This is a genomic window from Stenotrophomonas maltophilia, from assembly GCF_003970865.1.
GTDB lineage: Bacteria > Pseudomonadota > Gammaproteobacteria > Xanthomonadales > Xanthomonadaceae > Stenotrophomonas > Stenotrophomonas maltophilia_AR.
In genome coordinates this window covers 13,930-40,839 of sequence record NZ_RXLZ01000011.1, presented here as the reverse complement: position 1 = coordinate 40,839, position 26,910 = coordinate 13,930, and the positions used below count along the sequence as shown (strand labels likewise).

Genomic DNA, 26,910 nt, shown 5'->3' with positions numbered 1-26,910 from the left:
ACACCGATTCTTGTTCGGGTGGGCGTGTCGTGTCGACAACGTAGGCTCATGCAGTCACGGGACTGTGCTGCACGTTTGTTTTGGGTACTGCGCGCGCCGGCCGAGGCTGGCGGAATTGGCCATGATAGCCGATAAAGCCAGCCCTGCGCTAGGGGCTGGCCTTGTGTTTCCGGGCCTGACGGCCCTGTTCCAGCAGCGTGCGGTCGGCCTTGCCCAGCGCCTGTTCATCCAGCAGGTCCGGGCGCCGCTGGGCGGTACGGACCAGCGACTGCTGGCGGCGCCAGGCCGCGATGGCCGCGTGGTTGCCCGAGCGCAGCACGTCCGGCACGTCACCCAGCGGGTGCTGGGCCGGCTGGCTGTAGTGCGGGCAGTCGAGCAGGCCGAGGTCGCCCTCGAAGCTGTCCTGCGCCGCCGATTCCGCGTCATTCAGGGCACCGTCCTGCAGGCGGGCCACGGCGTCGATGATGACCGCCGCACCCAGCTCGCCACCGGACAGCACGTAGTCGCCGAGGGAGATTTCCTCGTCGACATTGGCCTCCAGGAAACGCTCGTCGATGCCCTCGTAGCGGCCGCAAAGCAGGACCATGCGCGGCAATGCCGCCAGTTCCCGCACCTTGGCCTGGGTCAACGGCGCCCCCTGCGGGCTGAGGTAGATCACCCGTGCCGGGGTCGGATCAGCATCGCGGATCGCCTGCAGGCAGGCCTGCAACGGCTCGATCAGCATCACCATGCCCGGGCCACCACCGAACGGACGGTCGTCCACCCGGCGGTAGTTGCCTTCGGCGTAATCACGGGGATTCCAGCCATGCAGGCTGAACAACCCCTTCTCCTGCGCGCGCCCGACCACGCCCAATCCAGCGGACTGGGCGAGGAACTCGGGGAACAGGGTGATGACGTCGAAACGCATGCTCACACTCAGAACTCGGGATCCCAGTCGACCACGACCAGGTTGGCCTCGAAGTCGACCGACTTGACGAAGTCCGGCTGCACGAACGGGATCATCCGCTCGCGGTCACCCCGGACCACCACCACGTCGTTGGCGCCGGTGCTGAACAGGTGCGAGACCTGGCCCAGGGCAACGCCCTCGGTGGTCTTCACATCCAGGCCTTCCAGGTCCACCCAGTAATACTCATCGGGCTTCGGCGGCGGCAATGCACTACGGGCCACGTAGATCTCGGTGCCGTGCATCGCTTCAACGGTATCGCGGTCCTCGACGCCGGGGAAACGGGCGACCAGGTGCTTGCCGCTATCACGGCCACGCACACCTTCAATCGTGGTTTCCACGCCGGACGGGCTGCGCACGATCCACGGCTGGTAACGGAAAATGGCGGAACGTGGCTCGGTCCAGGACTCGAGCTTGATCTCGCCGCGCACACCAAAAGCGCCGACAACCCTGCCCAGCAGGATGCGGCGCTCGATATCTTTCATCTGCTTCAACCAAGAGGGCCACGCCGAAGCGTGGCCCGTCAGGATCAGGCCGCAGCGGCCTGGGACTTGGTCGCTTCCTTGATCAGGTTGCGGACCTTGTCGGTCGGCTGGGCGCCGTTCTTGACCCAATGGTCAACGCGGGCCAGATCCAGCTCGATGCGCTTCTCGGCGCCCTGGGCGACCGGGTTGTAGAAGCCAACGCGCTCGATGTTGCGGCCGTCGCGCGCGCTGCGCACGTCGGTCACGATGATGTGGTAGAACGGACGCTTCTTGGCGCCGCCGCGGGTCAGTCGAATCTTGACCATGGTGTTTTTCCTATTGCCCAGTCGCCAGGATGGCGAGGTAAGCGGGCGATTATAGCGGCAGAGCCCGGCCGCGCCAACCCCGGGCTGTATCCATCTTCACGGTAGCGCAGGGCCATGCCCGCCGGGACTTTTCACCCCAGACCGTCCCAAGCCACCGCCGCCAGCACCGCCCTGCCCTGTTCAGCCAGTGCCTGCGAGCCGGGCAGGACATGCCCGTCAATGGCCGCCAGCGCCCACAGGCCGCTGGCGTTGCAGGCAAAAGCGGCCTTCACACTGTCCAGTTCAGCCAGTGCCAACGGCCGCGTCAGCTGTGCGCCGGGCCAATGCTGCTTCAGCAGCGTCTCGGCGGTCCCGCGCAGGGCCGGCGCCTGCGGCCAGAGCAGCCGTTCACCATCGTGCACGGCCAGGTTCCAGGTACTGCCTTCACTCACGTCGCCCTCGGCGGTCACGAACAGCACATCGTCGAATCCTTCCGCCATCGCCGCGCGACGCTCGGCGAACAGGCCGAAGGTGCCCACATGCTTGATCTGCGGCAGTTCACGCTGCCAGGCCACGCTGCGCACACGCTTGGAGGCGGTCAGCGCCACCGGCGCGGACACCGCCACCAGCACGTCCACCGGCACGGCAACCAGCGGATTGCGGAAATCGAAGCGGCGCGAGTACACCGTCACCCGCAGCGATGCGTCGGCGAGGCTGGCCTGCCGCAGCGCCTGCGTCATCCACGCCTGCACCTGCGCCGTATCCAGCTCGCTGCCGAACAGTTCGCGCGTGGCCTGCGACAACCGCGCCAGATGCAGGTCCAGTCCCTGCACGGCGTGGTCGCGCACCTGCAGCGAAGTGAAGTGGCCGTAGTTCACCAGCGCTGGCAGCAGATCCTCCACCTGTGCCGGCAGGCCGTTGCAGGTCAGCGTCATCGCAGCAGTGCCTGCGCCTGTTCCCACATGCCGCGCAGCACGTCGGCGGCCGGCTGTGCCGGCGCCATCCACGCCGACTGCCCGGCCCAGGCCTGCGTCGCGGCCAGGCGGTTTTCCTGCACGGCCTGCTTGCGCATCGGCGCGGTCAGCCCGCGCTGCACCGGGTACGGGCGTGGCGCCGGGGCGCCTTCCGCAGCGGCGGCGCGCACATAGGGTGTCGCCAGGCCACGGCCCAGGCGACCGCTGAAAGCACGGGTCGGCCAGGTGTCTTCGGGTTCGCTGGCGGCCAGCCCATCGGCCCACGCCGAGGCGATCGCCGCTTCGGGCGTGCGCAGGAAGGCGGTGCCGATCTGCACGGCGCTCGCGCCCAAGGTGAGTGCGGCAGCGATGCCACGGCCATCGGCGATACCGCCGGCGGCAATCACTGGAATCTGCAGGTGATCGGCCAGGCGCGGCAGCAGCGCGAACAGGCCGACCAGTTGGCGCTCGGCCATCGCCGGATCGAACGCACCGCGATGGCCACCGGCCTCCACGCCCTGCGCCACCACGGCATCGGCACCCGCGTCCTGTGCGGCACGCGCTTCGGACAGCGTGGTCGCACAGGCGATCCAGGCAATGCCGGCATCCTTCAACTGCTGCACGTGGCGCGGCAGCAGCACGCCCATGATGGTCGAGGCCACCGCCGGGCGTGCGGCCAGCAACGCGGCGAACTGTTCTTCGAAGTCGGCGGGCGTTGCATCGGCAGCGCTGGCCGGCACGTCCGGGCCCCACTGCGCCAGGAAGGCGCGGCTGGCGGCCTCGGCGGCAACGTCACGGGCCGGCACCGGATCAGGCACCCACAGGTTCACCTGTGCCGGGCCGGTGGAGGTCGCGCGGAAGTCCTCCATCCAGCGACCGATATCGGCCGACGACGACAGCACCGCGCCCATTGCCCCCATGCTGCCGGCATTGGCCAACGCAGCCGACAGCGGCACCGGACAGGCACCGGCCATCGGTGCCAGCAGGATCGGAAGCTGCAATGAAAAACGCCGACAGAAGGTGTCGGCGCGTTCAAGAATCGGCGATGCGTTCACGCGACATACCTGTTGGAGAAGTCGCCGCCCAGCATACGCCAGTCATTGTGACCGGGGCCGGATCGCGATGCGCGCCGGCCCCGTCGCTGCATCAACGGAACGGCATGCCGCGGCCGCCCATGGCACCCATCATGCCCTTCATGCTGCGCATCATGCCCTTCATGCCACCGCCGGCCATCTTGCTCATCATCTTTTCCATCTGCATGTACTGCTTCATCAGCTTGTTGACGTCGGCCGGGGTCACGCCCGAGCCCTTGGCGATGCGCGCGCGGCGCGAGCCGTTCAGCAGGTTCGGGTTGCGCCGTTCCTTCTTGGTCATCGAGCTGATGATGGCGATCATGCGCGGTACTTCCTTGCCCTGGCTGACCTGCTGCTTCAGATGGTCGGGGATGTTGCCCAGGCCCGGCAGCTTGTCCATCAGGCCGCCGATGCCGCCCATGTTCTGCATCTGCTCAAGCTGGTCACGCATGTCGTTCAGGTCGAACTTCTTGCCCTTGGCGACCTTCTCGGCCAGCTTGGCCGCCTTGTCCTTGTCGACCTGCTGCTCGACCTGCTCGACCAGCGACAGCACGTCGCCCATGTCGAGGATGCGGCTGGCGATACGGTCCGGATGGAACACATCCAGGCCTTCCGGCTTTTCGCTGACACCGACGAACTTGATCGGCTTGCCAGTGATGTAGCGCACGCTCAGCGCGGCACCGCCACGGGCGTCACCGTCGGTCTTGGTCAGCACCACGCCGGTCAGCGGCAGGGCGTCGCCGAAGGCCTTGGCAGTGTTGGCCGCGTCCTGGCCGGTCATGGCGTCGACCACGAACAGGGTTTCGGCCGGATTCACCGCAGCGTGCAGGGCCTTGATCTCGGCCATCATCGCTTCGTCGATGGCCAGGCGGCCGGCGGTATCGACCAGCAGCACGTCGACGAACGACTTGCGTGCATCGTCGATGGCGGCGCGGACGATGGCTTCCGGCTTCTGGTCGGCAGTGGACGGGAAGAACAGCACGCCGACCTGCTCGGCCAGGGTCTTCAGCTGCTCGATCGCGGCCGGACGGTAGACGTCGGCCGAGACCACCATCACCTTCTTCTTGCGCTTTTCCTTCAGGTGCTTGGCCAGCTTGCCCACCGTGGTGGTCTTGCCGGCGCCCTGCAGGCCCGCCATCAGGATGATGGCCGGCGCGGGCACATTGAGGTTCAGGTCGCTGGCTTCGGCGCCCATCACCGCGGTCAGCTCGTCGCGCACGACCTTGATCAGCGCCTGGCCCGGGGTCAGCGACTTCAGCACTTCCTGGCCGACCGCGCGCACCTTGATGCGCTCGATCAGGGCCTGCACCACCGGCAGCGCAACGTCGGCTTCGAGCAGCGCGATGCGGACCTCACGGGTCGCCTCGCGGATGTTCTCCTCGGTCAGGCGGCCGCGGCCACGCAGGCGCTCGATGGTGCCGGAAAGGCGCTGGGTCAGGGACTCGAACATGCGGCGCAACCTGTCTGAAAGCGGGGGACAATAAGGCAGACAGTATAACGGGTCCGCTCCCCTCCCCGGGCTGCGACCACGGGGCCGTCGCCACCACCGCAGGGGTATGCGAAACTGCAACGATGTTAATCGTTCTCATCGCCGCCCTGCTCTACCTGGCCGCCAGCGCCCTGCTGGTGCGTGCGCTTGGCCGCGATGAAAGCACCGGCTCCCCCGCCTGGCTGTGGCCCGCCCTGCCGGCGATGCTGCTGCACGGCGGCTACCACGTGATGGTGGCGATGCGCACCAACGGCGGGCCGGACATGCACTTCTTCGCCGCGCTGTCGCTGGTCGGCCTGGGCATGGCCTGGCTGACCTCGCTGGTCGGCGCGCGCGGACGCATGTCGGCACTGGGCGTGGTGGTGTTCCCGCTGGCCGCGGCGCTGCTGCTGGCCTACCACAGCTACGGCCACGAACCGAGCAAGGTGCTGGGCTGGCGCCTGGCCAGCCACGCCTGGCTGGCCCTGTTGGCCTACGCCACGCTGAGCATCGCCGCGCTGCTGGCGATCATGCTGTGGCTGCAGGAACGCGCACTGCGCCGCCGCGAGTTCCGCCCGTGGCTGCGGGCGCTGCCGCCGCTGGCCGACCTGGAATCGCTGCTGTTCCGGGTGATCACCGTCGGCTTCGCGCTGCTGACCCTGACCCTGGTCACCGGCGTGCTGTTCGTCGACGACCTGCTGGCACAGAAGCTGGTGCACAAGACCGTGCTGAGCGTGCTGTCGTGGATCGTGTTCGGCGTGCTGCTGATCGGCCGCCGCCGCTACGGCTGGCGGGGCATGAAGGCGGTGCACTGGACGCTGGCGGCAATGCTGTTGCTGCTGCTGGCCTTCTTCGGCAGCCAGTTCGTGATCGAACTGGTGTTCGGGCATTCGCGATAGCGGCGTGCCGACCAACGGTCGGCATCCACCCCAACATCACCCGGTAGTGCCGGCCGCCGGCCGGCAACAGGGCCGCGCCCTGCGTGGATGCCGCAGACGATCAGGGCACCGGCTGGGCCAGGATCTTCCGCACCGAACGGCCGCTGTTGGTGAGGATGTCATCGACCTGCCAGCAACCCTGTCCCTGACGCACCATCGGCAACCGGGTCACGTAGGCCTTCTTCCATACCGAATAGCGCATCTCGACCTGGCCGGTGGTCGCCGAGGCCTCTTTCCAGCTGTAGCGCACCGGACTGTCGATGTCGCCGTCCTGCGCATCCAGCCACGGGTCCGAATCGATCGTGCAGATGCCTTCCTCGCGCTGCTGGCAGGCACGCTCATCACGCAACGCCTTGCCGAAGGCCGGGCTGACCAGCGCAGCCGGCGGCTCCAGCAGATCACCGTTGCCGGTCGTCGCCTCGTAGAAGGCACGGGCCACAGCCGCAGGCTCCTGGCAGGCAGGTGCAGCCTGCACGGTGGGGGCCAGCAGCAGCCCGGCGATCACGAACATCCCTGTCTTTCGCATCTATTTCTCCTTGAGGTAGTGCCGGCCGCTGGCCGGCAACACAGCATCTCATGGCGTCGCCGGCCAGCGGCCGGCACGACCCGATACCGGGCTTACAACCCGTAACGCTCGATCACATCCAGGTGCGGCTGGCGATCCTGGTCACAGGCCTCGGCCAATCGCAGCCAGCAATGCGGATACAGCCATTTCGCGGTCTCCTGCTGCAGGAAACGGTGCAGCGCCAACGGCGCATGGTCCTGCGGCTGGGCGACCGTGAACAGCAGGCCCGGCAGCGTGCCCTCCTCCATATCCGGATCGGTCACGGTGTAGTCCGCACGGCTGTGCGACCACACCTTCCAGCCCTGCGCTTCAGCCGCTTCCACGAAGTCGTTCCAGGCCTCTTCGCCGGGGTGCGCGCCGTCAATCAGCCAGCTGCGGGCAAAACCACCGCGCTCCAGTACATGCACCTGCGCATAGGTCGGGATGAAATGCTCGCGCGCTTCCTCCTCTTCCGGCGCCGGATGCACCAGTGCGGCATCGAACACCACCCAGTCGCCCACCTGCTGCGCACGGTTGGCCGGCGCGTTCTCGACGATGCGTGCGGTCACCGGGCCACTGCGGCGTGCGTAGTATTCCATCGGCTCGCCGTTCTCTTCGCTGCGGATGATCACCCAGCCCCACGGCTCCTCGACCACGCCCTCCTGGCTGGACAGCTCCATGCCGATCGCGGCCGCCGAGCGGCGCACTGCATCCCAGTCGCGTGCCGCGCTGGCCGCACTCATGTGGTCCCAATGCGCGGCATTCGGTTCTTCCAGCAGCTCCACCAGCTGCGCATAGCAGGCCTGCGCCTCGCTGAAGCGGCCGGTTTCCATGTACATCCGCGCCAGCGTGCCACGTGCACCATGCGAACCTGGCGATGCCGCCAGCAGCGCCTGCGCGGCCTGCTCCAGCGCCGGCCAGTCGGACACGCGACGGGCACGCTGCACATCGCACCAGTGCGCGAACACCGGCACGCTGCCACGGTAGATCCCGGCCAGCTGACGCAGGCCTTCGTCGTCGCCCTGCTCGGTCAGCCAGCGCATCAGCGTGTAAGCGGCCGGACCATCATCCTGCGTGTGCGCGCGCACGAAGCGCCACAGCAATGCCCGCGCTTCCGCCTGTGCGCCACAGGCGCTCAAGGCGGAGGCCGCCATCTCGGCCAGCGCCTCGTCATCGGGTAGCTGTTCGTGCGCCTGCAGCAACCACTGCGCCTCACGCTCCGGATCGCGCGACTGGCTCTGCTCCCCCTGCTCGTGCAGCCAGACCAGCAGTTCGCTGGCCGGCACCGGCAGCGGCGCAACGTCCGGCAATGCATCGATGCGTGCGGCCAGGCCAGCGACCAGCGCTGCCGCACCACGGTCCTGGCGCAGCTGCGCCAGATGGGTACGCGCCAGTTCCAGCTGGCGCAGCGCCACCCAGCGTGCGCCACGCTGCAGGGCCAGCTCCAGGCTCAGCGCAGCGACTTCGATCAGCAGGCGGTGCGAGCCAACCTCGGCAAAGTGTTCGATGATGGTGTTGAAGCGGGTGCCCAGATCCCAGGTATTGCGTGCGGGATCGCGCCGGCACAGCGCTGCGGCGGTGTTCGCCCACAGCCGCCAGTAGGTAGGCGTCAGTTCGCTCCACGGCACCAGCTGCTGCACGGCCTCTTCGTCGCGGCCCAGCTGGGCCAGCGCCCACGCCTTGGACAGGCGGCGCGGCACCGTGCAGTTGGCCGGCTCGTACTCGCCGGACGCGACCACTTCGGCCTCGCGCTTCTCGATCAGCACCAGCGCTTCTTCGGCGCGGCCCATGCCCAGCAGGATCTTGATCTGCATCTCCGGGAAGCTGTCGAACACTTCCTTGCCACAGGCTTCGATCGCATCCGACTGCACCTGCAGGTAGTCCAACGCGTCCTGCCCACGACCATCATCCAGCAGCGCATCGGCCTTTTCGCAGCTCAGGCACTGGAAGCAGGCCCAGCTCGGATCGATGCGACCCAGTGTTTCATCGCACACCTCGACGCGCTCGGGCACCCAGCCCGGGCCATCGATGTTGCCGTAGCAGGCGGCCAGATCCTGGGTCACGCAGATCGACTGCGGGCACTCCAGCGTGTCCTCGCGATGCGCACGCTCGAACAGCGCCACGGCCTCGCCCAGCGCACTCTCGCCTTCAACGCGGTTGCCCACGCGGTTGCGCAGCGCCCAGTGGCCGACGTAGACGTCGACCCACGGGTTGTCCAGCGCCTTGCCCAGCGCACGCGCTTCGGGCAGCAGCGCGTCGACGCGGTCGACACGCAGTTCGCTCACCTCGTCGGCGAGGCGGTTCAGCAGGTGCGCATTCTGCGCCTGGCCGGCCTGGCGCAGGTCGCCCTGCAGTTTTTCGACCCAGTTCCAGATGTCCATGGGGTAAGTGCTCCTGTCTAGCGAAGGCTGGATGAGAGGATGCGGTGCTCAGCGCAGCATCTGCTGCAGGGCACCGGCGATATCGGTAAAGGCGCCGTTGAGATCCGGGCCCGGTGTGGACGTCGCGCGTGCCAACGGACGGCCCTGCGCGGCGACGATGATCTTCAGTGAGCGCAGCAGGCGTGCTGCGGCTTCGGCCTGTGGATGCCCCTCGCGCTGGGCGCGCAACAGCGCCTGCACTGCCGGGTTGTCGAGATTGAGATAGAGCCGCGACGGTGCGCGCGATTCGATGCGTGCGGTGAACTGCCGCGCCAGGCGCAGCGCGGCCATCGAAACGCGCTTGTCGTTCTCATCGTCTTCCAGGCGCTGCTTCAGCTCGGCCTCGCGGTCAGGCACCACCACCACCGGCAGCGACTCGGGGCTGAAGCGTGCCGGCAGCAACTGTTCGCCGTCACCCAGCTGCTCGCGCAGCCATGCCAGCTGCGCCTCGTCGAGGCTGTCATCGCTGCGGAACAGCGCACGGTTGCCCTGCTCGGTCCCCAGTTCAACCAGGCGCAGGCCCTTGGCCTGGGCCCAGCGACGCAGGAACGGCACCACGGCATAGCGATGGCCATGCGCGACCGGCACGCCCATCGCGCGGAACAGCATTTCCTCGAAGCCGCCGCCGTTGTCGAGGATCACGTGCACGGCACCGCGTGCGGGCAATGCGCTGGCCGGAAGGTCGCCCTGTGAGGTCGGCACGCGTACGTGTTCCAGCAGCAGGTCGAACAGGCGGTCGTCGCACAGTGCCGCACCCAGCAGGGCCTCGTTGTGGCGGCTCAATACACGTCGCCAGGCTTCCGGCTGCTGCCGCGCGACGTCGGCCAGGCCATCAATCAGCGCTTCCAGCAGCGCATGCTGCACGGCGCGGTACTGGTCATCGCGCTGCAGGTCTTCGCGGCTGGCGGTGGGCGTCAGCCTCGAGGATTCGATCACCCCGCCGATGAAACCCGCCCACGGCGGCAGCAGGTCGCGCGCGTCGTCGTCCAGCAGCATGCCGCGCACGAACACCGACAGGTTGCGGTTGTCGCTGGTGCCGTAGGTAGCGCCGTCCTGCACCCACAACAGGCCGGTGGCATCGCTGCTGCCATCGGCACGCAACGGCACGGTGACGATCGGCTCGAAATCATGTTCGAAACGCGCGGCGAACTGCAGCGCCTGGCGGCGCGCCTGCACCGGATGCAGGGCAACATCACCCTGCCCACGCCACGGCGGCGGCTCGGGGTTGAGCGCTTCGGCCGCGGCACCGATGAAGATCGGCTCGGACAGCAGCGCACAGTAGCGGCCCAGCACCTCATGCAGACGCGCTTCGTTGGCCAGCGGCAGGAAATCCGGATGCAGTTCCAGCTCCACCTCAGTGCCAACCGTGCGCGCTGGCATTTCGCTGACGGTGTACTGTTCGGCATTGCTGGATACGTACAGATGGCCCAGGTCCGGCGTCTGGTACGAGGTGGTACGCACGCTCACCCGGCGCGCCAGCACGAAGGCAGACAGGAAACCGAGGCCGAACATGCCGATCAGGCCCTCATCGTCCTCGCCGCCCTGGCGCAGGCCACGGGTATAGCCGACGCCGACGGTGGCCAGGTAATCGTGGATCTCCTGGCGGGTCAGGCCAGCCCCGGTATCGGTGATGCGCAGCACGCCGGCACCGACATCGACCTGCACCGAGATGCGCGAAGGCACTTCGATGCCGGGCTGTTCGATGCGGCGGCGGATGATCGAGTCGTGCGCGTTCTGCACCAGCTCACGCAGCGCCACCACCGGGGTGGAATACAGGTGCTTGCCCAGCACCGTCATCAGTCCATTGAGATCGACCCCGGCACGACGGATTTCGGCGTTGGGGGCGGTGAGCGCGGTGTCCTGCATGTAATCGTTTACTCCTGGGCACGGAAAGACGCCAGAGGGCGCCTTCGTCGAGCGGGAAAAACTAGCACAGGCAGGCTGACCGTTACCGTGTCGGCCGCCGTATTCCACGTGCGCGGTGGTGACGCCGGGCCATGCCCGGCGCGATCACGCCGCGTCGATGGCCTCGGACAGGCGCTCCACCGCGATCACTTCCATACCCTTCACCGAACCACCCTTGGGCGCATTGGCCTTGGGCACGATGGCGCGCTTGAAGCCATGGGTGGCGGCCTCGCGCAGGCGGTCTTCGCCATTGGGCACCGGACGGATCTCGCCGGACAGGCCGACTTCGCCGAAGGCGATGGTCTTCTCCGCCAGCGGCCGATCCTGCAGCGAGGACAGCACCGCCAGCAGCACCGGTAGATCGGCGGCGGTCTCCTGCACACGGATGCCACCGACCACGTTGACGAACACGTCCTGATCGCCGACCAGCACGCCGCCGTGGCGATGCAGCACCGCCAGCAGCATCGCCAGCCGGTTCTGCTCCAGGCCAACCGCGACACGGCGCGGGTTCGACAGCGGAGATGCATCGACCAGTGCCTGCACCTCCACCAGCAGCGGCCGGGTGCCCTCGCGGGTGACCATCACGCAACTGCCCGGTTGATGGGTGCTGCCACCGGACAGGAAGATCGCCGATGGATTGGAGACCTCCTTCAGGCCCTTGTCGCCCATCGCGAACACGCCCAGTTCGTTGACCGCACCGAAGCGGTTCTTGAACGCGCGCAGCAGGCGGAAGCGGCTGCCGCTCTCGCCTTCGAAATACAGCACCGCATCGACCATGTGTTCCAGCACGCGCGGGCCGGCGATGCCGCCCTCCTTGGTCACGTGGCCGACCAGGAACACGGCGGTGCCGGTCTCCTTGGCGAAGCGCACCAGCCGCGCCGCGCTCTCGCGCACCTGGCTGACCGAGCCCGGCGCGGCGGTCAGGCTCTCGGTCCACAGGGTCTGCACGGAGTCGGCCACGATCAGCCGCGGGCCGGCCTTGGACGCGTGCTGCAGGATCGACTCGACGCCGGTCTCGGCCAGCGCATTGACGCCATCCAGCGGCAACTCCAGGCGATGCGCGCGGCCGGCCACCTGCGCCAGCGACTCTTCGCCGGTGACGTACAGCACCGGCAGCTCGGCTGCCATCTTCGCCACTGCCTGCAGCAGCAGGGTCGACTTGCCGATGCCAGGGTCGCCACCGACCAGCACCACCGCGCCCTCGACCAGGCCGCCGCCGAGCACGCGGTCGAACTCGCCGATGCCGGTCGAGACCCGGCGGTGCTCGGTCTGCTCCACATCCTTCAGCGCGGTGATCTTCGGCGGATCGATCTTGCCGGCCCAGCCCGCCCGGCGCGACGCCGGCGCCTTGGCCGCCGCTGCGCTCTCCAGCACGATTTCCGACAGCGAGTTCCAGGCATTGCACTCGGTGCACTGGCCCTGCCACTTGCTGAATTCGGCGCCACATTCATTGCAGACGTAGGCGGTGCGGGCTTTTGCCATTGGATGATTTCCAGCAACGGGAACAGGCGTGGCAGGATAGCCGAGCCGGGTCGCAGGTGCTGCGACCGCTCAAGTCCCGCCCGCCCGCGCCGATAGCTGTCGCGGGCGTGCGCCTTGCGGGCGCCCCTCCTTCCCCCACTGGATTCAACATGACTGGCAGTTACAGTCAGAGCCTGGTCGCCATCTCCCTGCTGGTGGCCATTCTTGCTTCGTACACGGCGCTGGACATGGCCGGCCGCCTGGCCACGGCCGAGGGCCGCGTGGCCCGCTGGTGGCTGGCCGGCGGCGCGGCGGCGATGGGCCTGGGCATCTGGTCGATGCATTTCATCGGCATGCTGGCCTTCGACCTGCCGATCCCGGTCGGCTACGACCTCGGCATCACCCTGTACTCGCTGGCCGTGTCGATCGGCGCCTCGGCCTATGCGCTGTGGCTGGTGTCGCGGCCCAGCCTGCCCTGGCGACGTCTGCTGGCCGGCGCCGTACTGATGGGCCTGGGCATTGCCACCATGCACTACCTCGGCATGGCCGCGATGCGCATGCAGCCGGGCATCGACTATCACCCGGGCTGGTTTGCCGCCTCCATCGCGGTGGCCATCGGCGCCGCAGGTGCGGCGCTGTGGATCGCCTTCCGCCTGCGTACCGAGCAGCGCAACACCATGCGCCTGCGCGCACTGGCCTCGCTGGTGATGGGCCTGGCCATCGTCGGCATGCACTACACCGGCATGGCCGCGGCGCGCTTCCCGGAAGGCAGCATCTGCGGCGCGGTCGGCAGCGGTGGCATCGACACGCGCTGGCTGGCGGTGCTGGTGATCGTCACCACCGTGGCCACCCTGGGCATCGCCCTGGTCGCCTCGCTGTTCGACCGGCAGATGCGCGTGCGCACCGGGTTGCTGGCCGATTCGCTGGCGCACGCCAACGACAAGCTGATCCAGGCCGCCCTGCACGACCCGCTGACCCAGCTGCCCAACCGCATGCTGCTGCAGGACCGCATCGAGCAGGCCATCGAGAAGGCACGGCGCCGCAGCCACGCCGTGGCGGTGATGTTCTGCGACCTGGACGGCTTCAAGGCGGTCAATGATGCGTACGGACACCAGCTGGGCGACCGCCTGCTGGTAGCGGTGGCGCAGCGTATCGGCGGCCTGCTGCGGCCGCAGGACACCTTCGCCCGCCTCGGCGGCGACGAGTTCGTGATCGTGCTGGCCATCGATATTCCCGACGATGCGGTGGTGGTCGCCGAGCGGATCATCGCGGCGGCGGGCGAACCGTTCCTGCTGGATGCGGCCGAGCTGCAGGTCAGCGCCAGCCTGGGCATCGCCCTGTACCCGGATGACGCCGGCAACGAGCGCGAGCTGATGGCACACGCCGACGCTGCGATGTACCACACCAAGGAAACGGGCCGGAACGGCTATACGTTCTTCACCCCGTCGATGCAGCTCAGCGCCAACCGCCAGCTGCGCCTGCTGCAGGACCTGCGCAAGGCCGTGACGCGCAATGAACTGGTCCTGCATTACCAGCCCAAGTTCCCGGCCGCGGGTGCACCGGCCACTGGCGCTGAGGCGCTGCTGCGCTGGCAGCATCCGGAGCTGGGCCTGCTGGCGCCGGACGTGTTCATTCCCATCGCCGAGCGCAGCGGCCTGATCCTGCCCATCGGCGACTGGGTGCTGGACCGCGCCTGTGCGCAGCTGCGGGCATGGCACGATGCCGGTCACACCGGATGGTCGATGGCGGTGAACCTGTCGCCCTTGCAGTTCTCCTCCCCGGCCCTGCTGGACAGCGTGCGCGAGGTGCTGGAGCGGCACCGGATCGAGCCGGCACGGCTGACCCTGGAGATCACCGAGACCACGGCGATGAAGGACGTTGACGCCAGCCTGGCGATTCTCAACGACCTGACCGCGATGGGCGTGCACATTGCCATCGACGACTTCGGCACGGGCTATTCCAGCCTGCTGTACCTCAAGCGCATGCCGGCCACCGAACTGAAGATCGACCGCGCGTTCGTGCACGATCTGGAATGCAATGAAGAGGATGCCGCCATCGTCTCGTCGATCATCGCGCTGGGACGCACCCTGCAGCTGCAGGTGGTGGCCGAGGGCGTGGAGACGCAGGCGCAGCGCGAATACCTGAGCGAACTGGGCTGTGATCAGTTGCAGGGTTACCACCTGGGCCGGCCGATGGAGGCCGAAGAGTTCCTGCGCCGCGTGGGGGGATAGAGCCGGCCGCTGGCCGGCTTCCCGCGATTGCCGGCCAGCGGCCGGCACTACCCATCCGCAGACAAACAAAAAGGCCGCCCGAGGGCGGCCTTTCTGCGTGGCAACGTCGCGAAGACGTCAGTGCATCATGTGCACGTTCATGTTGTGCATGACCCACAGGGTGCCGACCACGATGATGCCGATCACCACCACGGTGAAGGCCGCAGCGTTGACGTTCCAGCGGCTTTCCGAAGAGCGGTCCAGGTGCAGGAAGAACACCAGGTGGACCAGCATCTGCAGCACTGCGGTGATCGCGATCACCACACCGCTGACGGTGCGCGAGAAGTCGCCGGACATCACCACCCAGAACGGGATGACGGTCAGCACCACCGCCAGCACGAAGCCGATCAGGTAGGACTTGACGCTGCCGTGGCTCTCGCCGCCCGCTGCGTGGTCGTGTGCATGGTTGTCATGTGCCATTACAGGGCTCCATTGAGGTAGACGACGGAGAACACGCCGATCCAGATCAGGTCCAGGAAGTGCCAGAACAGGCTCAGGCACGCCATGCGGGTCTTGTTGGTCGGGGTCAGGCCGTACTTCTTCAGCTGCACGAACATCACCAGCAGCCACAGCAGGCCGGCGCTGACGTGCAGGCCGTGGGTACCGACCAGGGCGAAGAACGCCGACAGGAAGGCACTGCGGTCCGGACCATAGCCCTGGTGGATCAGGTGCTGGAACTCCCACACTTCCATGCACATGAAGCCGAAGCCCAGCAGCCAGGTGATGCCCAGCCACAGGTACATCTGGCCCATCTGCTTGCGGTGCATGGCAATCATGCCCAGGCCGAACGTCAGCGACGAGGTCAGCAGCAGCGCGGTTTCCCATGCAACGAACGGCAGTTCGAACAGGTCCTTCGCGGTCGGGCCACCGTCGGTACCGCCTGCCAGCACCACATAGGTGGCGAACAGCGAGGCGAAGATGAGGCAGTCGCTCATCAGGTACACCCAGAAACCGAAGACGGTGTTGCCGCCGGTGTCGTGGTGCTCGTGGTCGTCATGGCCATGGGCCGCCGCTTGCGCGGCGTGCCCGTGGCTCAGGGTCGAGGTATTGGTGCTCATGCCTTCAGCTCCGACTTCACCAGGCCCTGGGATTCCAGGTGCTTGCGGTGTTCGTTCTCGATGCGTTCCACCTCGGCGGCCGGGACCCAGTAGTCCACGTCCTGGTCGAAGGTGCGGTAGATGAACGTGGCGATCATGCCGACGAAGCCGACGATGGCCAGCCACCAGATGTGCCAGATCATCGCGAAGCCGAACACCAGGCTGAAGGCACCGATGACAACGCCCGTGCCGGTGTTGCGCGGCATGTGGATGTCGGTGTACTTGGCCGGCTTCGGCCAGGCTTCACCACGCTGCTTGCGCTCCCAGAAATCGTCCAGCTCGGTGACTTCCGGCAGGCTGCCGAAGTTGTAGAAGGCCGGCGGCGAAGAGGTTTCCCACTCCAGCGTACGGGCATCCCACGGGTCGCCGGTCAGGTCGGCGGTCTTCTTGCGGTCGCGGATCGACACGGCCACCTGGATGATCTGGCACAGGATGCCGGCGCCGACGATGAAGGCACCTGCGGCAGCCACCAGCAGCAGCGGCTCGTAGGCCGGGTTGACGGTGCTCTGCAGACGACGGGTCATGCCCATGAAGCCCAGCACGTACATCGGCATGAAGGTCACGTAGAAGCCGATGAACCAGCACCAGAACGCGCACTTGCCCCAGAACTCATTGAGGCGGAAGCCGAACATCTTAGGCCACCAGTAGGTGATGCCGGCGAACATGCCGAACACCACGCCGCCGATGATGACGTTGTGGAAGTGGGCGATCAGGAACAGGCTGTTGTGCAGCACGAAGTCGATGGCCGGGATCGCCAGCATCACGCCGGTCATGCCACCGATGGTGAAGGTGACCATGAAGCCGATGGTCCACAGCACGGGCGTGGTGAACTGCACGCGACCGCGGAACATGGTGAACAGCCAGTTGAAGATCTTCACGCCGGTCGGGATCGAGATGATCATCGTCGTGATGCCGAAGAAGGCATTGACGTTGGCACCCGAGCCCATGGTGAAGAAGTGGTGCAGCCACACGATGAACGACAACACGCCGATGCAGGCGGTGGCGTAGACCATGCCCTTGTAGCCGAACAGCGCCTTGCGCGAGAAGGTCGCGATGACTTCGGAGAACACACCGAACGCCGGCAGGACCAGGATGTACACCTCCGGGTGACCCCAGATCCAGATCAGGTTGATGTACAGCATGGCGTTGCCGCCACCGTCATTGGTGAAGAAGTGCGTACCCAGGTAACGGTCCAGGGTCAGCAGCACCAGGGTGATGGTCAGCACCGGGAAGGCAGCGACGATCAGCACGTTGGTCACCAGGGCAGTCCAGGTGAACACCGGCATCTGCATCAGCTTCATGCTGGGGGTACGCATCTTCAGGATGGTGATGAAGAAGTTGATACCGCTCAGCGTGGTACCCAGGCCTGCGACCTGTAGACCCCAGATGTAGTAGTCCATGCCTACGCTTGGACTGTATTCGATGCCCGACAACGGCGGGAACGCCAGCCAGCCGGTGGCAGCGAACTCACCGATCCACAGCGACAGCATGATCAGCACCGCGCCGGACACGAACAGCCAGAAGCTGAGCGAGTTGACGAACGGGAACGCGACGTCGCGCGCACCGATCTGCAGCGGCACGGCCAGGTTCATCAGGCCGGTGATCAGCGGCATCGCCACGAAGAAGATCATGATCACGCCGTGGGCGGTGAAGATCTGGTCGTAGTGGTGCGGCGGCAGGTAGCCCTCGGACCCGCCGACAGCGAGCGCCTGCTGGGTACGCATCATGATCGCGTCGGAGAAACCGCGCAGCAGCATGACGAAGGCGACGATGAGGTACATCACGCCGATCTTCTTGTGATCCACCGAGGTGAACCACTCCTTCCACAGATAGCCCCACAGCTTGAACTTGGTGATCAGGGCCATGACGCCCAGGCCACCCAGAACCGCGCCGATCAACGTCGTCAGGACGATCGGATCGTGGGGGATCGACTCAATTGAGAGTTTACCCAACATGTTCATTCTCCCGAACCCGCGTGGCCGGCGTGACCGGCGGCGGCGTGTTCGTCAGCAGTGTGTCCGGCGTGTTCGGCCGGAGCGGCAGCGGCGTCGGCGTGGCCTTCATGGCCCTCGTGACCCGCATGGGCGTCGTGGCCTTCGGCAGCGGCACCATCGGCCGGGGCCTTGTGCTCGTGCTTCATGCCGTAGTGCTTGTTGTCGCCCATGTGCTTGGCAAGGACCCAGTCGAACAGGCCTTCTTCGGTCTTGCCGAAGTAGGTGACCGGATACCACTCGGCGTTGCGCGCATCACCCAGGGCCTTGAACGAGGCCTTGTCCAGGGTCTGCTCGCCGGCGCGGACCTGGTCCAGCCACTGGCGGTATTCGGCATCGGTGACCGAGTAGGCGGTGAAGTGCATCTTGGCGAAGCCCGCGCCGCTGTAGTGCGAGGACATGCCCGGGAATTCACCGGTCTCGTTGGCGATCAGGTGGAGCTTGGTCTCCATCGCAGCCATCGAGTAGATCATGCTGCCCAGGTGCGGGATGAAGAAGGCATTCATCACCGAATCGGACGTGATCTTGAAGTTCAGCGGCGTGTTGACCGGGAACTTGATTTCGTTGACGACCGCCACCTTCTCTTCCGGATAGATGAACAGCCACTTCCAGTCCAGCGAGATCGCCTCGATGGTGACCGGCTTGACATCCGAATCCAGCGGCTTGTACGGGTCCAGTGCGTGCGACGAGCGCCAGGTCAGGACCGCCAGCACCAGCACGATCATGCAGGGAATGGACCACACCACCACCTCGATCGCCGTCGAGTGGGACCACTTCGGCTCGTAACGGGCCTTGGTGTTGGAGGCGCGGTACTTCCACGCGAAGGTCAGGGTCATGATGATGACCGGGATGACGACCAGCAGCATGAGCACGGTGGCCGTGATCAGCAGGGTCTTCTCATCCTGGCCGATCTGGCCCTTCGGACTGAGGATGGCCACGGCATCGCAGCCAGTGAGCATCACCAGCAACGACAACAGCAGGCCCGGGCGCAACCAGCGCCCAAGGGTATTCAACGGAATCATCGGTCGATCCAATTGCGAGGGAATGCCGTTCCCCGTCCTGCCTGTTCCGGCCAAAGCCGGTCCCACCGGTCCGGAAGACAGGTAGGGAGGTGGGGTCGAGTCAGCCTTTCAATTTTAGGCCGTCACCCACCATTTAAGAAAGGCATTGACAATGATCGAGCGCAGGAAAGGCCCGTTTCTGGCTGCGACACGTTGTCGCACCGCGCAACCGCGGCGGGCAGAACACCCGGGGGCGGCATCCTAGCATCGGGCGATGGCGGCTGCTCCGCCCGTGTTCGGCAAAGTCGCCTGAACGTGTTCAGGCATGCCCACGCGGGCAATGCATGGGATGCTCGGCGCTGGAGGAAGCCCCATGGACAAGATTGACTTCAAGAAGCGCGATCGTGCGTTGTACCAGCCCCCGGTGGGCCGGTTCGTGACTGTGGACGTACCCCCCCTGCCCTACGTGATGGTCGACGGCCACGGTGATCCGAATACCGCCCCCGCCTACCTGCAGGCCGTGCAGTGGCTGTACTCGGTGAGCTATGCACTGAAGTTCGCGCTGAAGGCCATGGGCCAGGACTACGTGGTGCCACCGCTGGAAGCGCTGTGGAGCGCCGAGGATCCGTCAAGCTTTGTGGCACGCCACAAGGATGAGTGGAGGTGGACGGTGATGATCCGTACGCCGAACGGGATCAGTCCAGAGCAGTTGGAGGCTGCCATCGCCAATGCGGCGAAGAAACTGGGCGAGGTCCCGGCCAGCCTTCGCCATGAAATTCTTGAAGAAGGCCTCTGCCTGCAGACCCTGCATGTGGGTGCCTACGATGACGAGGGCCCGATCCTGACCCATCTGCACGGCGAACTGATGCCCGCACTGGGTTACACCTTTGCCGGCCCCCATCATGAGACCTACTTGAGCGACCCGCGCAGGACCGACGCGGCGCGGTTGAAAACCGTGCTGCGGCAGTCGGTGCGCAATGGATTGCCGGCCTGCTGATCATCGGCTCCGCATCAGCATGGCTCCTCCACCATGATAGACAGGTAGCGACCATTCAGAACAGCCAGTACCGTTGCAGGCACGGACGCGATACGGTGAAACGCATCGACGCGGATTTGCCTGTGAGAAAGACGTATTGCCCCCCTGATAAACCACGCCACCGTCATTGCTCAGTTCATATCGCTCAGCGCGTGCGGAAGCTCCCCAGGCCATTTCACAGGAGCTCCGCATTTCGGCGACGTTGAGGCTTCCCGGCACATCAGGCACCGGGCGCAGGACCAGGGTGAAGGTAGCCACAGCGGAATACCCGCTGCACCCGGCGGCGTTACATGCACGGGCACGGTAGCCGTAGCTGCCCGCGCCGCGAGCACCCGCAGCGAACTGCGTCTCGGCCGAGTCCAGAACCTGCGTCCACTGCCCAGCTGCAAATTGCTCCTCCAGCCGATAGGCACTCGCAGTGGCAACTGCCCCCCAGTAGACCCTGAACCCTTGACCGCTTCCAACGTTTGACGAATCGATGGACAGACCAGGTGCAGACGGCGCCCGCAGCACGGTGACAAGCAGCGCCGATGACAGCGGTCCGCAACCACTGGCATTACAGGCTCGCACGCGATAGCCGTACGCCCCTGTCGAACGTTCGGGAAGCGTTGCGGCGATCGCGCTGGAGTTCTGCACCTGGGCCCAAGCTCGACCCGGCGCCTGCTCCTCCAACGCATAGCTCGCACCATCGAGCACGGCGCTCCAGCCAACAACGACCGGACTGCCATACTGCGCGGAGTTGCCACTCATTACAGGCGCCACGGCAGGGATGCGCAGGACACGGGTGGTCGCGACGGCGGAATAGCTGGAACACCCGGCATCATTGCAGGCACGGACGCGATAGCCATCCTCACCGCTGGGGCGCCCGGCAACATCCTGCGAAGTCCTGGCGGCGTTCGCGATCTGCGTCCATTCACCTGTACCGGAGCGTTGCTCCAGGGCATAGCGGGCTGCCCCTGCCACCTGGCTCCAGGAAACCACATACGCACCGGAGCTGTTGCTGGCCGGCAACGACAATGTCGGCGCGGCCGCCGGCTTGAGAATGACCTGGATGGAAGCGGGAGCAGAGTAAGCCGCACATCCACGCCCGTTGCAACCGCGCACGCGGTATTGCACGGAGCCGGCGGGCTGCCCACTGACGGGATGATTCGCGACATTGGCGGAGAGGACGTTCGCCCACGCACCTCCAGTGGATGCCTGCAGCTCATAGCGACTGGCGCCGGCGACTGTGCTCCAGGTCACGACGTAGTTGCCTGAATAGCTCGTGGCCGGCACTGTGACAATGGGAACATCAACCGGCTCAGCCTGAACGTTGATCGCGCCAACACTGCTCCATGCACCACACGCATTCGAGGAGCACGCCCGCACCGAGTATCCGTAGACACCGGCCGAACGATTGCTCACTGTCCAAACTCTACCAGCCCCCGAATACACCGTGGTCCAGCTGCCACTGTCTCGCTGCTCACGAAGCTCGTAGCGCACCGCGCGGCCGACTTCCCCCCAGCTTAGGCTGAAGCTCCCCGTCTCCGACGAAGGCGGAACCGACAGCGACGGAACGCCCGGTGCAATATGCCCAACGACCTTCGCTACGAGACTGCTACCCAGGTAGACATATTCAGAGATTTCACCCGTCCGCTCATTGTTCTGTCGCCGCAGCAAGCCATCCTCACCATACAGAGAGAAAATCCGGCGTTCCTCATTCTCGGCAGACGACAAAACTCGTCGCCCGTGTGCGTCATAGCGATACGACTCAGCCCCGGCCACCTTTCGCAGCCGATTGCCGACATCGAACGTGTGAACAACGCCGTTTCGATTCCTAAGGTTTCCTTGCGGGTCATAGTCCAAGCCAATAATCGTGGAACCACCCGTCGTCTGTACATTGGTCAGCCGATTGGATGCGTCGTACCAGTACTGATGGTCCCTCACTCCGGCGAGGCTGCTGCTGCGAAGGTTATCCAGTGCGTCATAGGTGTAGCGCATGACACCATTGCCGCCAAACATCGCAGAGGTCGCCTGCTGGAGGCGATCAAGCTGGTCATACTCCATCCGACGATCACGAAGGCTGTCGACGCCATCGAGGATGGTGACGACGTTTTCAGCGCCATCATAAAGATACGAATAGTCGAGCACCCCGTTCCCGTCAACAACCTGCGCCGGCAGCTGGCGGGCGTTCTGCTGCATGCCGTGCACGACGCCATTACCGTAAGTGAATCGACGAATCGCTCCATTGGGGTAATAGCTCACTGCAGTCGCGTAAGGGCCTGCCTGGGTTGCCTGCCCGAGCGCATTTGGGGCAAGGCCGACGAACATCCCGCTCGGATAGGTAATTCCGGCCCTGGTACCGTTGCTGTCGTAACCATACCCCAGCGAAAGGGCGGGCCCGGCCGACTCCTGCAGCGACTCACCGGTAAGAAGCCGACGCTTGTTGTACGTATAGCCGTTCACCGCTACGGCCCCGCCCCCGTCATTCAGAGTGGTCACCTGCGCGGGCTTGCCATCGGCATGATAGAGCCAGTCCTGATCACCATTCCGGTCGGGAAAACGCAGTGTCGCTAGACGGTTCCGCGCATCGTACGTCCGGTCCACGCGGCGCGAAGACGACAAGGCTGCGGCAGCATCACAGGATGCGACGTTGGGCAATGCGAGCCCGGATGCCGTCCACAGCAGATTTCCCGCAGGGTCATATCCCATCGCGGTACTGCCAGTTTCCGGTTCAATCGACTTGCACAGTTGCTGGTGGCCGTCGTAGACATAAGTGCGCGTCAGCGCTTCAGTAGAAGACGCGTTCCGCCGCTTGATGGAAAGTGGCTTGCCAAAAACGTCACGGACAATCTCGGAGAACACCCCCCCGGGATGTGCAATGGCGATCGGCTGCGTCTGACTGGGCTGATCAAAGGCCTGGTATGCAGTCGTAGTCACCCGGCCTTTCGGATCAATCACCCTTACCAGTCCGCCAGCAAGATAACTGGTCGTAGTCGTCAGCAAACCAGACTCGCTGTCCTGTGAGACAGATGACACTCGCCCCAGGCCGTCGTACGTCGTCCAAGTGCCCGTGGAGGCATTGGCTGACGCCGACGGATATGACTGGAACTCAAGGCGCCCCTGTAGATCGTAGCTGGCTCTCACGAATCGCTGGGTTTCCGCAGGCGACGCCGCATCAAACTCCTGGGTCAACAGCGGCCGCCAGAATGCATCGTAGTAGACGCGCTTGCGTGCATTTCCGGTCGAAACATCCTGACGCCAATGGCCTGCAGCGACCCCATACTCAGCTGCACTGCTTTTGCTGAAACTGCGAACAGTATCCGCCCATGCCACCGTGTCGCCCGCTGGATAGCGTATGCGCGAGATGCGCCCCATCGAATCATATTCATACCCGGTCGCGGCACCGGTCTCGCCTGTGACCGACGTGACGAAGCCATTGTCATCCACACCACGAACCAGTGTCGTGCCATCTGCGAACTTCAGCGTCTGCGCAACGCCGCGTTTCCAGTCCGCCAGATGGGTGATGTGATTGTTCGCATCGGCAATACTCGCGAGTGAGCCATCTGGGTTGTAGCTGTAGCGCTGCAGAAGGCGCCCGTGGCTGTGGAGTTCGATCGGAAGCGCCCGACCATCGTAGATGGTGCGACTGATCACGGACGCCGTATCCGAGTTGGAAACGCGCGCCACCTGACCCAACACCCAAAGGCCAAGGTTGTCGCCATACCCAGTCACATCCGTACGGGCGTCTCCCTGATTATTGAACCGGGAGACGCTCAGTGGTCGAGCCAGGCTGTCAAAGCTGTTCGTGCGACGGGTGTAGACCACCCCGTCCAGGCGCGTGACGGTTGACAGCTCTGGCTGGATCGCCTCGCGGGGGAAGTTGTCGCCGGTATCCTGCGCGCTGACACCAAAACGCGCGGGATACGGCTGGCCTGCAGGCGAGAGCGCGTAAGTGTTCTCGACAACCTGCAGGATATCGCCGCCCTTGCCACGCTCAATGCGCAAGAGCTTTCCTTCGTCATACTTGAAGCTGTTTCCGTGGGTGTAGCGGGTCCACTCAGCGCCGGGCCCCTCCACCACCGTCGTTGCGCGACCCGCACAGCTGTCACTCGTGCAGATCGGTTCTCCACATACCACCCCACCGGTCAATGGGCATGGCCGATCCATCGTTCCACCCGGGTAAAAAATGGAACTGATTGCGGAACTGTAACTGTACTTCCAGGTCATCGGAGGAATGGCCGGTCCGCTGATGGACTTCTCGATCAGTGTGTACGTCTTGTACGCAATCGCCCACTGGTTGACATCATCACCACTGTCGTTTCCACCTAACCCAGTCGTGAAATTCTTGCAGGATACTGGAACGTTGCTCCGACCATGCTCGCGGATGGCGACAGTAAATGTCCCTACAGCGCCGGAAGGATGCTCGATACGCCCAGTTGCCGACTGTGGCCCCACGAGCGGAGTTCCGTCTATAAAGCAACTGCGGACTGGCTCATTGGGAATGGGCGGCGTGGCATAGTACGCGGCATTGGAGAGGCCCGAGAAGTCGATCTTCCACTGGCTTCCATCAGGTTGGATGACCGCCGACAGCGAGACCTTGCCGTCGCTCCGATACAGATAGCGCCAGGTCCGGCCATTCGTGGTCGCGGTTTCGATCTGACCTCGTGGGTTATAGGAAAAGCTGATCTGGCGCCCGTCACTGGCGACGATGGATTGCAATCGCGCAGGTGCATTTGCTGCGTTGGCATAGTTGTACGCCACGCTATTGCCGAACCGGTCTTCGACGCGAGTGGCATACAGCACATTGAGCCTACGATCCAGCCGTTTTGCACCATTCAACGGATTCTTGATCTGCGGTTCGACGTACTGGGCCATCCAGTCGAACCAGTAGCGGGTGCCGTCTGGCCCGATCGCCAGGAATCCCTCGCCGGGGCCGTTGCGGATGGCAGACAGGCAGCCAACGAACACCTGATCGTTGGTCATCCAATGGTACGGCCCCCCTTGGGCAGGTCTGGCCGTTGAACCATTGATCAGCAGCATTTCCCCGCTGGTCACGCCCGGAATGTTCATCGAGTTTCCGGACCACACGTCACTGACATCCATCGACCCGCTGAATGGAATGGACGGCTGCGCCTGGGACACTGTGCTGACACTGCAGCGCGCACCGGGCGACGCTGCGGCATGCCCCATGACCCAGTCTGTTGAGAAAACGCCACTGATGCTGGGCAAGTCCAGGTCCCAGTCAGCAAGAAGCGCATCGTTCTCGTACTGATAGCGATTCTTCATCACGTACTTGCGTTTCAGGCTCACTGGTAACGCGTGATGACTTTCCAGCGATACGTCAGCCGCCGAGAATGACAAGGCGCCATTTGAAAGACCTACGCTGTCTCCCAGCAAATCGTCCGACAACCTGGCAACGTCCATGCTGCTCTGCAAGCGCTTGTCGAACTCCTCCCAGGGATACTTGCCGGGCTGGGTATCCTGCGCAGCTGCGCCCGGCGCATTGAACATCCCCAGAAAAATCAGCCCGATCAGGCATCGACGGCTTCGCGCGTGCGTCTTCATGGCTTCCATAGCGAGATACCACTCCTTGGGTGCACGGAAGACGCATGCGCCATCCGATCAGGCAAGTGAACTCAACGTGAACCGGATGAATATCACTCACTCAAACTTTGTTCAAGGGCCAAACGCGGCAAGTTGCCCCTGAGCCTGCGTAACTGACGACCACCCCAGGTGCCGCCAACCCCAGGACTGCGTAAGAAGAACCAGCCCGCGAACCTGAGCATCCCTGAGCAGTCATGGACGATCCCGGGTGCACAGCTGAGACAACGGTGCGTTTGGCAACGGCGGCTGACATTGACCGAACCGTCCGTAGGTGGGGATAAGGCGAACTTAGGAGAGGATGCGACGCGGCGTTTGGATGCGGATCATCCCTCAACTAGGCATCTGCAGGCATCAGAGACGGAAGAGTTCCAAGACTCATCTGGCAGCCTTTTCAAGTGTGCGCCATACGCGCGAATGCTCTCTAGCGCTCTTGCCCACACATCTCGGGCCTGGAGGGCTACCTGCGGTAGCGATGGTTCGCCCCACTTGAATCAGAGCAACAACGATGGCTGCGAGCGTGGGCCGCCAAGCTTGCGGCACCGCAATCTCGTTCTCACCATCTTTAGCTATAGTCGTCTCATTCATTCTTTAAGCTCGTCCGCCTGGAACGTGGCTGCCCTTTGGAAGGCTGCGCGGCCGTACTCTGCTTAACAGCCTGCGCAAACAGGAACTCCAGTACCAGTTCTCGGCCAGCAGGCAGGGAGCATCTCCCAACCCAACCAACAACGGGCACTAGTTTATGCACCCTCCTCCCAAGGACCTTCAACGATCCTCCCCCGCCATACGCCTTCTATTCCAGGTGCAACAACGATGATCTTGGCAGTGAGATCACCGTCTGATCCTGTAGCGGGCATCCCCTCTTCGAGAACCAGTTGCTCTCTTCTCAGATCCTCCAGCGTCCCCGTGAGGTTAAGCCTCAAGAAGCCATCAGAATCTCTATTGTTGAAGTCGACAAATATTCTGAGCTCAGACATCTATGGCCTCTGCAGCCTTTCAACGGCCGGAACCGGATTGGATACTGTAGGGGAAAACAATCGGCTGGCTGCCTTGACCCACCCCCAAGGCTCGCAGTGATAGCACGTTGCCAGTGGGCTCGTCGTTGCAACGCAAAACGCAACAGCCTCATCCGATCTCCCGCCCCTCCATCACGCTGACCAGCAGTACAACGGACTTCCAAAAATACCGTGAGCTCCTAGCTGCTCGGGCCTACCCCCCCAAAAGGCATAGAACAGATCCTCCTGTGCCCTATACACCAACCAGCGCCCCCCCTCCTTCGCGACGCACATCCCAGATATCTCCTCACCATCATCAAATCCCGGAATACCTGGCGCCATCACCATCGCAGACAGTTCAAATGGCCGACATTCATTCCGCCTGATGTCATTCGCAAGCCCTTCAAGATACTCACTCGAACTCACGCCCGCATCAATATAGACATCGGAGCCATCGGCCAGG

At 64.8% G+C, this 26,910-nt stretch carries 19 protein-coding genes; 3 read left to right on the top strand and 16 right to left on the bottom strand.

Annotated elements, in window-relative coordinates:
• Positions 1–148: 148 nt before the first annotated feature.
• The 6 genes from trmD to ffh all read right to left on the bottom strand — a co-directional run bounded on the left by trmD (position 149) and on the right by ffh (position 5,188).
• Positions 149–907: a tRNA (guanosine(37)-N1)-methyltransferase TrmD gene (gene trmD / locus EKL94_RS05510; protein ID WP_126928313.1), complete on the bottom strand. Its 759-nt coding sequence runs from the start codon at positions 905–907 to the stop codon at positions 149–151.
• An 8-nt stretch (positions 908–915) separates the two neighbouring features.
• Positions 916–1,428: a ribosome maturation factor RimM gene (rimM, locus tag EKL94_RS05505; RefSeq protein WP_010483256.1), complete on the bottom strand. Its 513-nt coding sequence runs from the start codon at positions 1,426–1,428 to the stop codon at positions 916–918.
• Between the two features lie 44 nt (positions 1,429–1,472).
• Complete coding sequence (rpsP, locus tag EKL94_RS05500; RefSeq protein WP_005415733.1) at positions 1,473–1,733, bottom strand: 30S ribosomal protein S16; 261 nt, start codon at positions 1,731–1,733, stop codon at positions 1,473–1,475.
• A 131-nt stretch (positions 1,734–1,864) separates the two neighbouring features.
• Positions 1,865–2,647, bottom strand: coding sequence for an aminotransferase class IV family protein (locus EKL94_RS05495; protein ID WP_126928312.1), 783 nt, complete (start codon positions 2,645–2,647; stop codon positions 1,865–1,867).
• Positions 2,644–3,720 (bottom strand): NAD(P)H-dependent flavin oxidoreductase, encoded by a 1,077-nt coding sequence (locus tag EKL94_RS05490; RefSeq protein ID WP_126928311.1) that lies wholly within the window; start codon positions 3,718–3,720, stop codon positions 2,644–2,646. The genes EKL94_RS05495 and EKL94_RS05490 overlap by 4 nt, the downstream gene beginning before the upstream one ends.
• A gap of 91 nt (positions 3,721–3,811) precedes the next feature.
• Positions 3,812–5,188 carry a signal recognition particle protein gene (gene ffh / locus EKL94_RS05485; RefSeq protein WP_126928310.1) on the bottom strand — a complete coding sequence of 459 codons (1,377 nt, stop codon included), beginning with the start codon at positions 5,186–5,188 and terminating at the stop codon, positions 3,812–3,814.
• Positions 5,189–5,310: 122 nt separating this feature from the next.
• On the opposite strand from ffh, the gene EKL94_RS05480 reads away from it, so the two are divergent.
• Positions 5,311–6,105, top strand: coding sequence for a cytochrome C assembly family protein (locus EKL94_RS05480; RefSeq protein ID WP_126928309.1), 795 nt, complete (start codon positions 5,311–5,313; stop codon positions 6,103–6,105).
• A 100-nt stretch (positions 6,106–6,205) separates the two neighbouring features.
• Here EKL94_RS05480 and EKL94_RS05475 read toward each other — a convergent pair whose 3' ends face one another.
• From EKL94_RS05475 to radA, 4 genes are all read right to left on the bottom strand, one after another.
• Positions 6,206–6,670, bottom strand: coding sequence for a YqhG/Tai3 family protein (locus tag EKL94_RS05475; RefSeq protein ID WP_126928308.1), 465 nt, complete (start codon positions 6,668–6,670; stop codon positions 6,206–6,208).
• Positions 6,671–6,762: 92 nt separating this feature from the next.
• On the bottom strand, positions 6,763–9,069 hold the full coding sequence (locus EKL94_RS05470) for a tetratricopeptide repeat protein (RefSeq protein WP_126928307.1): 2,307 nt from the start codon (positions 9,067–9,069) through the stop codon (positions 6,763–6,765).
• A 48-nt stretch (positions 9,070–9,117) separates the two neighbouring features.
• Positions 9,118–10,974, bottom strand: a complete 1,857-nt coding sequence (locus tag EKL94_RS05465) for an ATP-binding protein (RefSeq protein ID WP_126928306.1) — start codon at positions 10,972–10,974, stop codon at positions 9,118–9,120.
• 144 nt (positions 10,975–11,118) lie between these two features.
• Entirely contained in the window at positions 11,119–12,495 is a 1,377-nt protein-coding gene (gene radA, locus EKL94_RS05460) for a DNA repair protein RadA (protein WP_014646395.1), read from the bottom strand.
• A 149-nt stretch (positions 12,496–12,644) separates the two neighbouring features.
• Between radA and EKL94_RS05455 the strand changes: the two genes are divergently transcribed.
• Positions 12,645–14,705, top strand: coding sequence for a putative bifunctional diguanylate cyclase/phosphodiesterase (locus tag EKL94_RS05455; protein ID WP_126928305.1), 2,061 nt, complete (start codon positions 12,645–12,647; stop codon positions 14,703–14,705).
• 117 nt (positions 14,706–14,822) lie between these two features.
• Here the strand turns inward: EKL94_RS05455 and cyoD are convergent, their stop codons facing one another.
• From cyoD to cyoA, 4 genes are read right to left on the bottom strand one after another with little or no spacing between them, the layout of a single operon-like run.
• Positions 14,823–15,164, bottom strand: a complete 342-nt coding sequence (gene cyoD / locus EKL94_RS05450) for a cytochrome o ubiquinol oxidase subunit IV (RefSeq protein ID WP_126928304.1) — start codon at positions 15,162–15,164, stop codon at positions 14,823–14,825.
• Entirely contained in the window at positions 15,164–15,802 is a 639-nt protein-coding gene (gene cyoC, locus EKL94_RS05445; protein ID WP_012510428.1) for a cytochrome o ubiquinol oxidase subunit III, read from the bottom strand. The genes cyoD and cyoC overlap by 1 nt, the downstream gene beginning before the upstream one ends.
• Positions 15,799–17,796 (bottom strand): cytochrome o ubiquinol oxidase subunit I, encoded by a 1,998-nt coding sequence (cyoB, locus tag EKL94_RS05440; protein WP_012510427.1) that lies wholly within the window; start codon positions 17,794–17,796, stop codon positions 15,799–15,801. Before cyoB ends, cyoC begins: the two co-directional genes overlap by 4 nt.
• Before the next feature lie 2 nt (positions 17,797–17,798).
• The gene (cyoA, locus tag EKL94_RS05435) at positions 17,799–18,854 is read right to left on the bottom strand and encodes a ubiquinol oxidase subunit II (RefSeq protein WP_126928303.1); all 1,056 of its coding nucleotides are present in this window, start codon (positions 18,852–18,854) and stop codon (positions 17,799–17,801) included.
• A 352-nt stretch (positions 18,855–19,206) separates the two neighbouring features.
• Here cyoA and EKL94_RS05430 point away from each other — a divergent pair, with 352 nt between their 5' ends.
• Positions 19,207–19,830: a GyrI-like domain-containing protein gene (locus EKL94_RS05430; RefSeq protein WP_126928302.1), complete on the top strand. Its 624-nt coding sequence runs from the start codon at positions 19,207–19,209 to the stop codon at positions 19,828–19,830.
• Here the strand turns inward: EKL94_RS05430 and EKL94_RS05425 are convergent, their stop codons facing one another.
• Complete coding sequence (locus EKL94_RS05425; protein ID WP_260473385.1) at positions 19,831–25,416, bottom strand: RHS repeat domain-containing protein; 5,586 nt, start codon at positions 25,414–25,416, stop codon at positions 19,831–19,833.
• A gap of 776 nt (positions 25,417–26,192) precedes the next feature.
• A complete protein-coding gene (locus EKL94_RS05420) occupies positions 26,193–26,429 on the bottom strand; it encodes a hypothetical protein (protein ID WP_126928301.1) in 237 nt (78 codons plus the stop codon).
• Positions 26,430–26,910 lie beyond the last annotated feature (481 nt).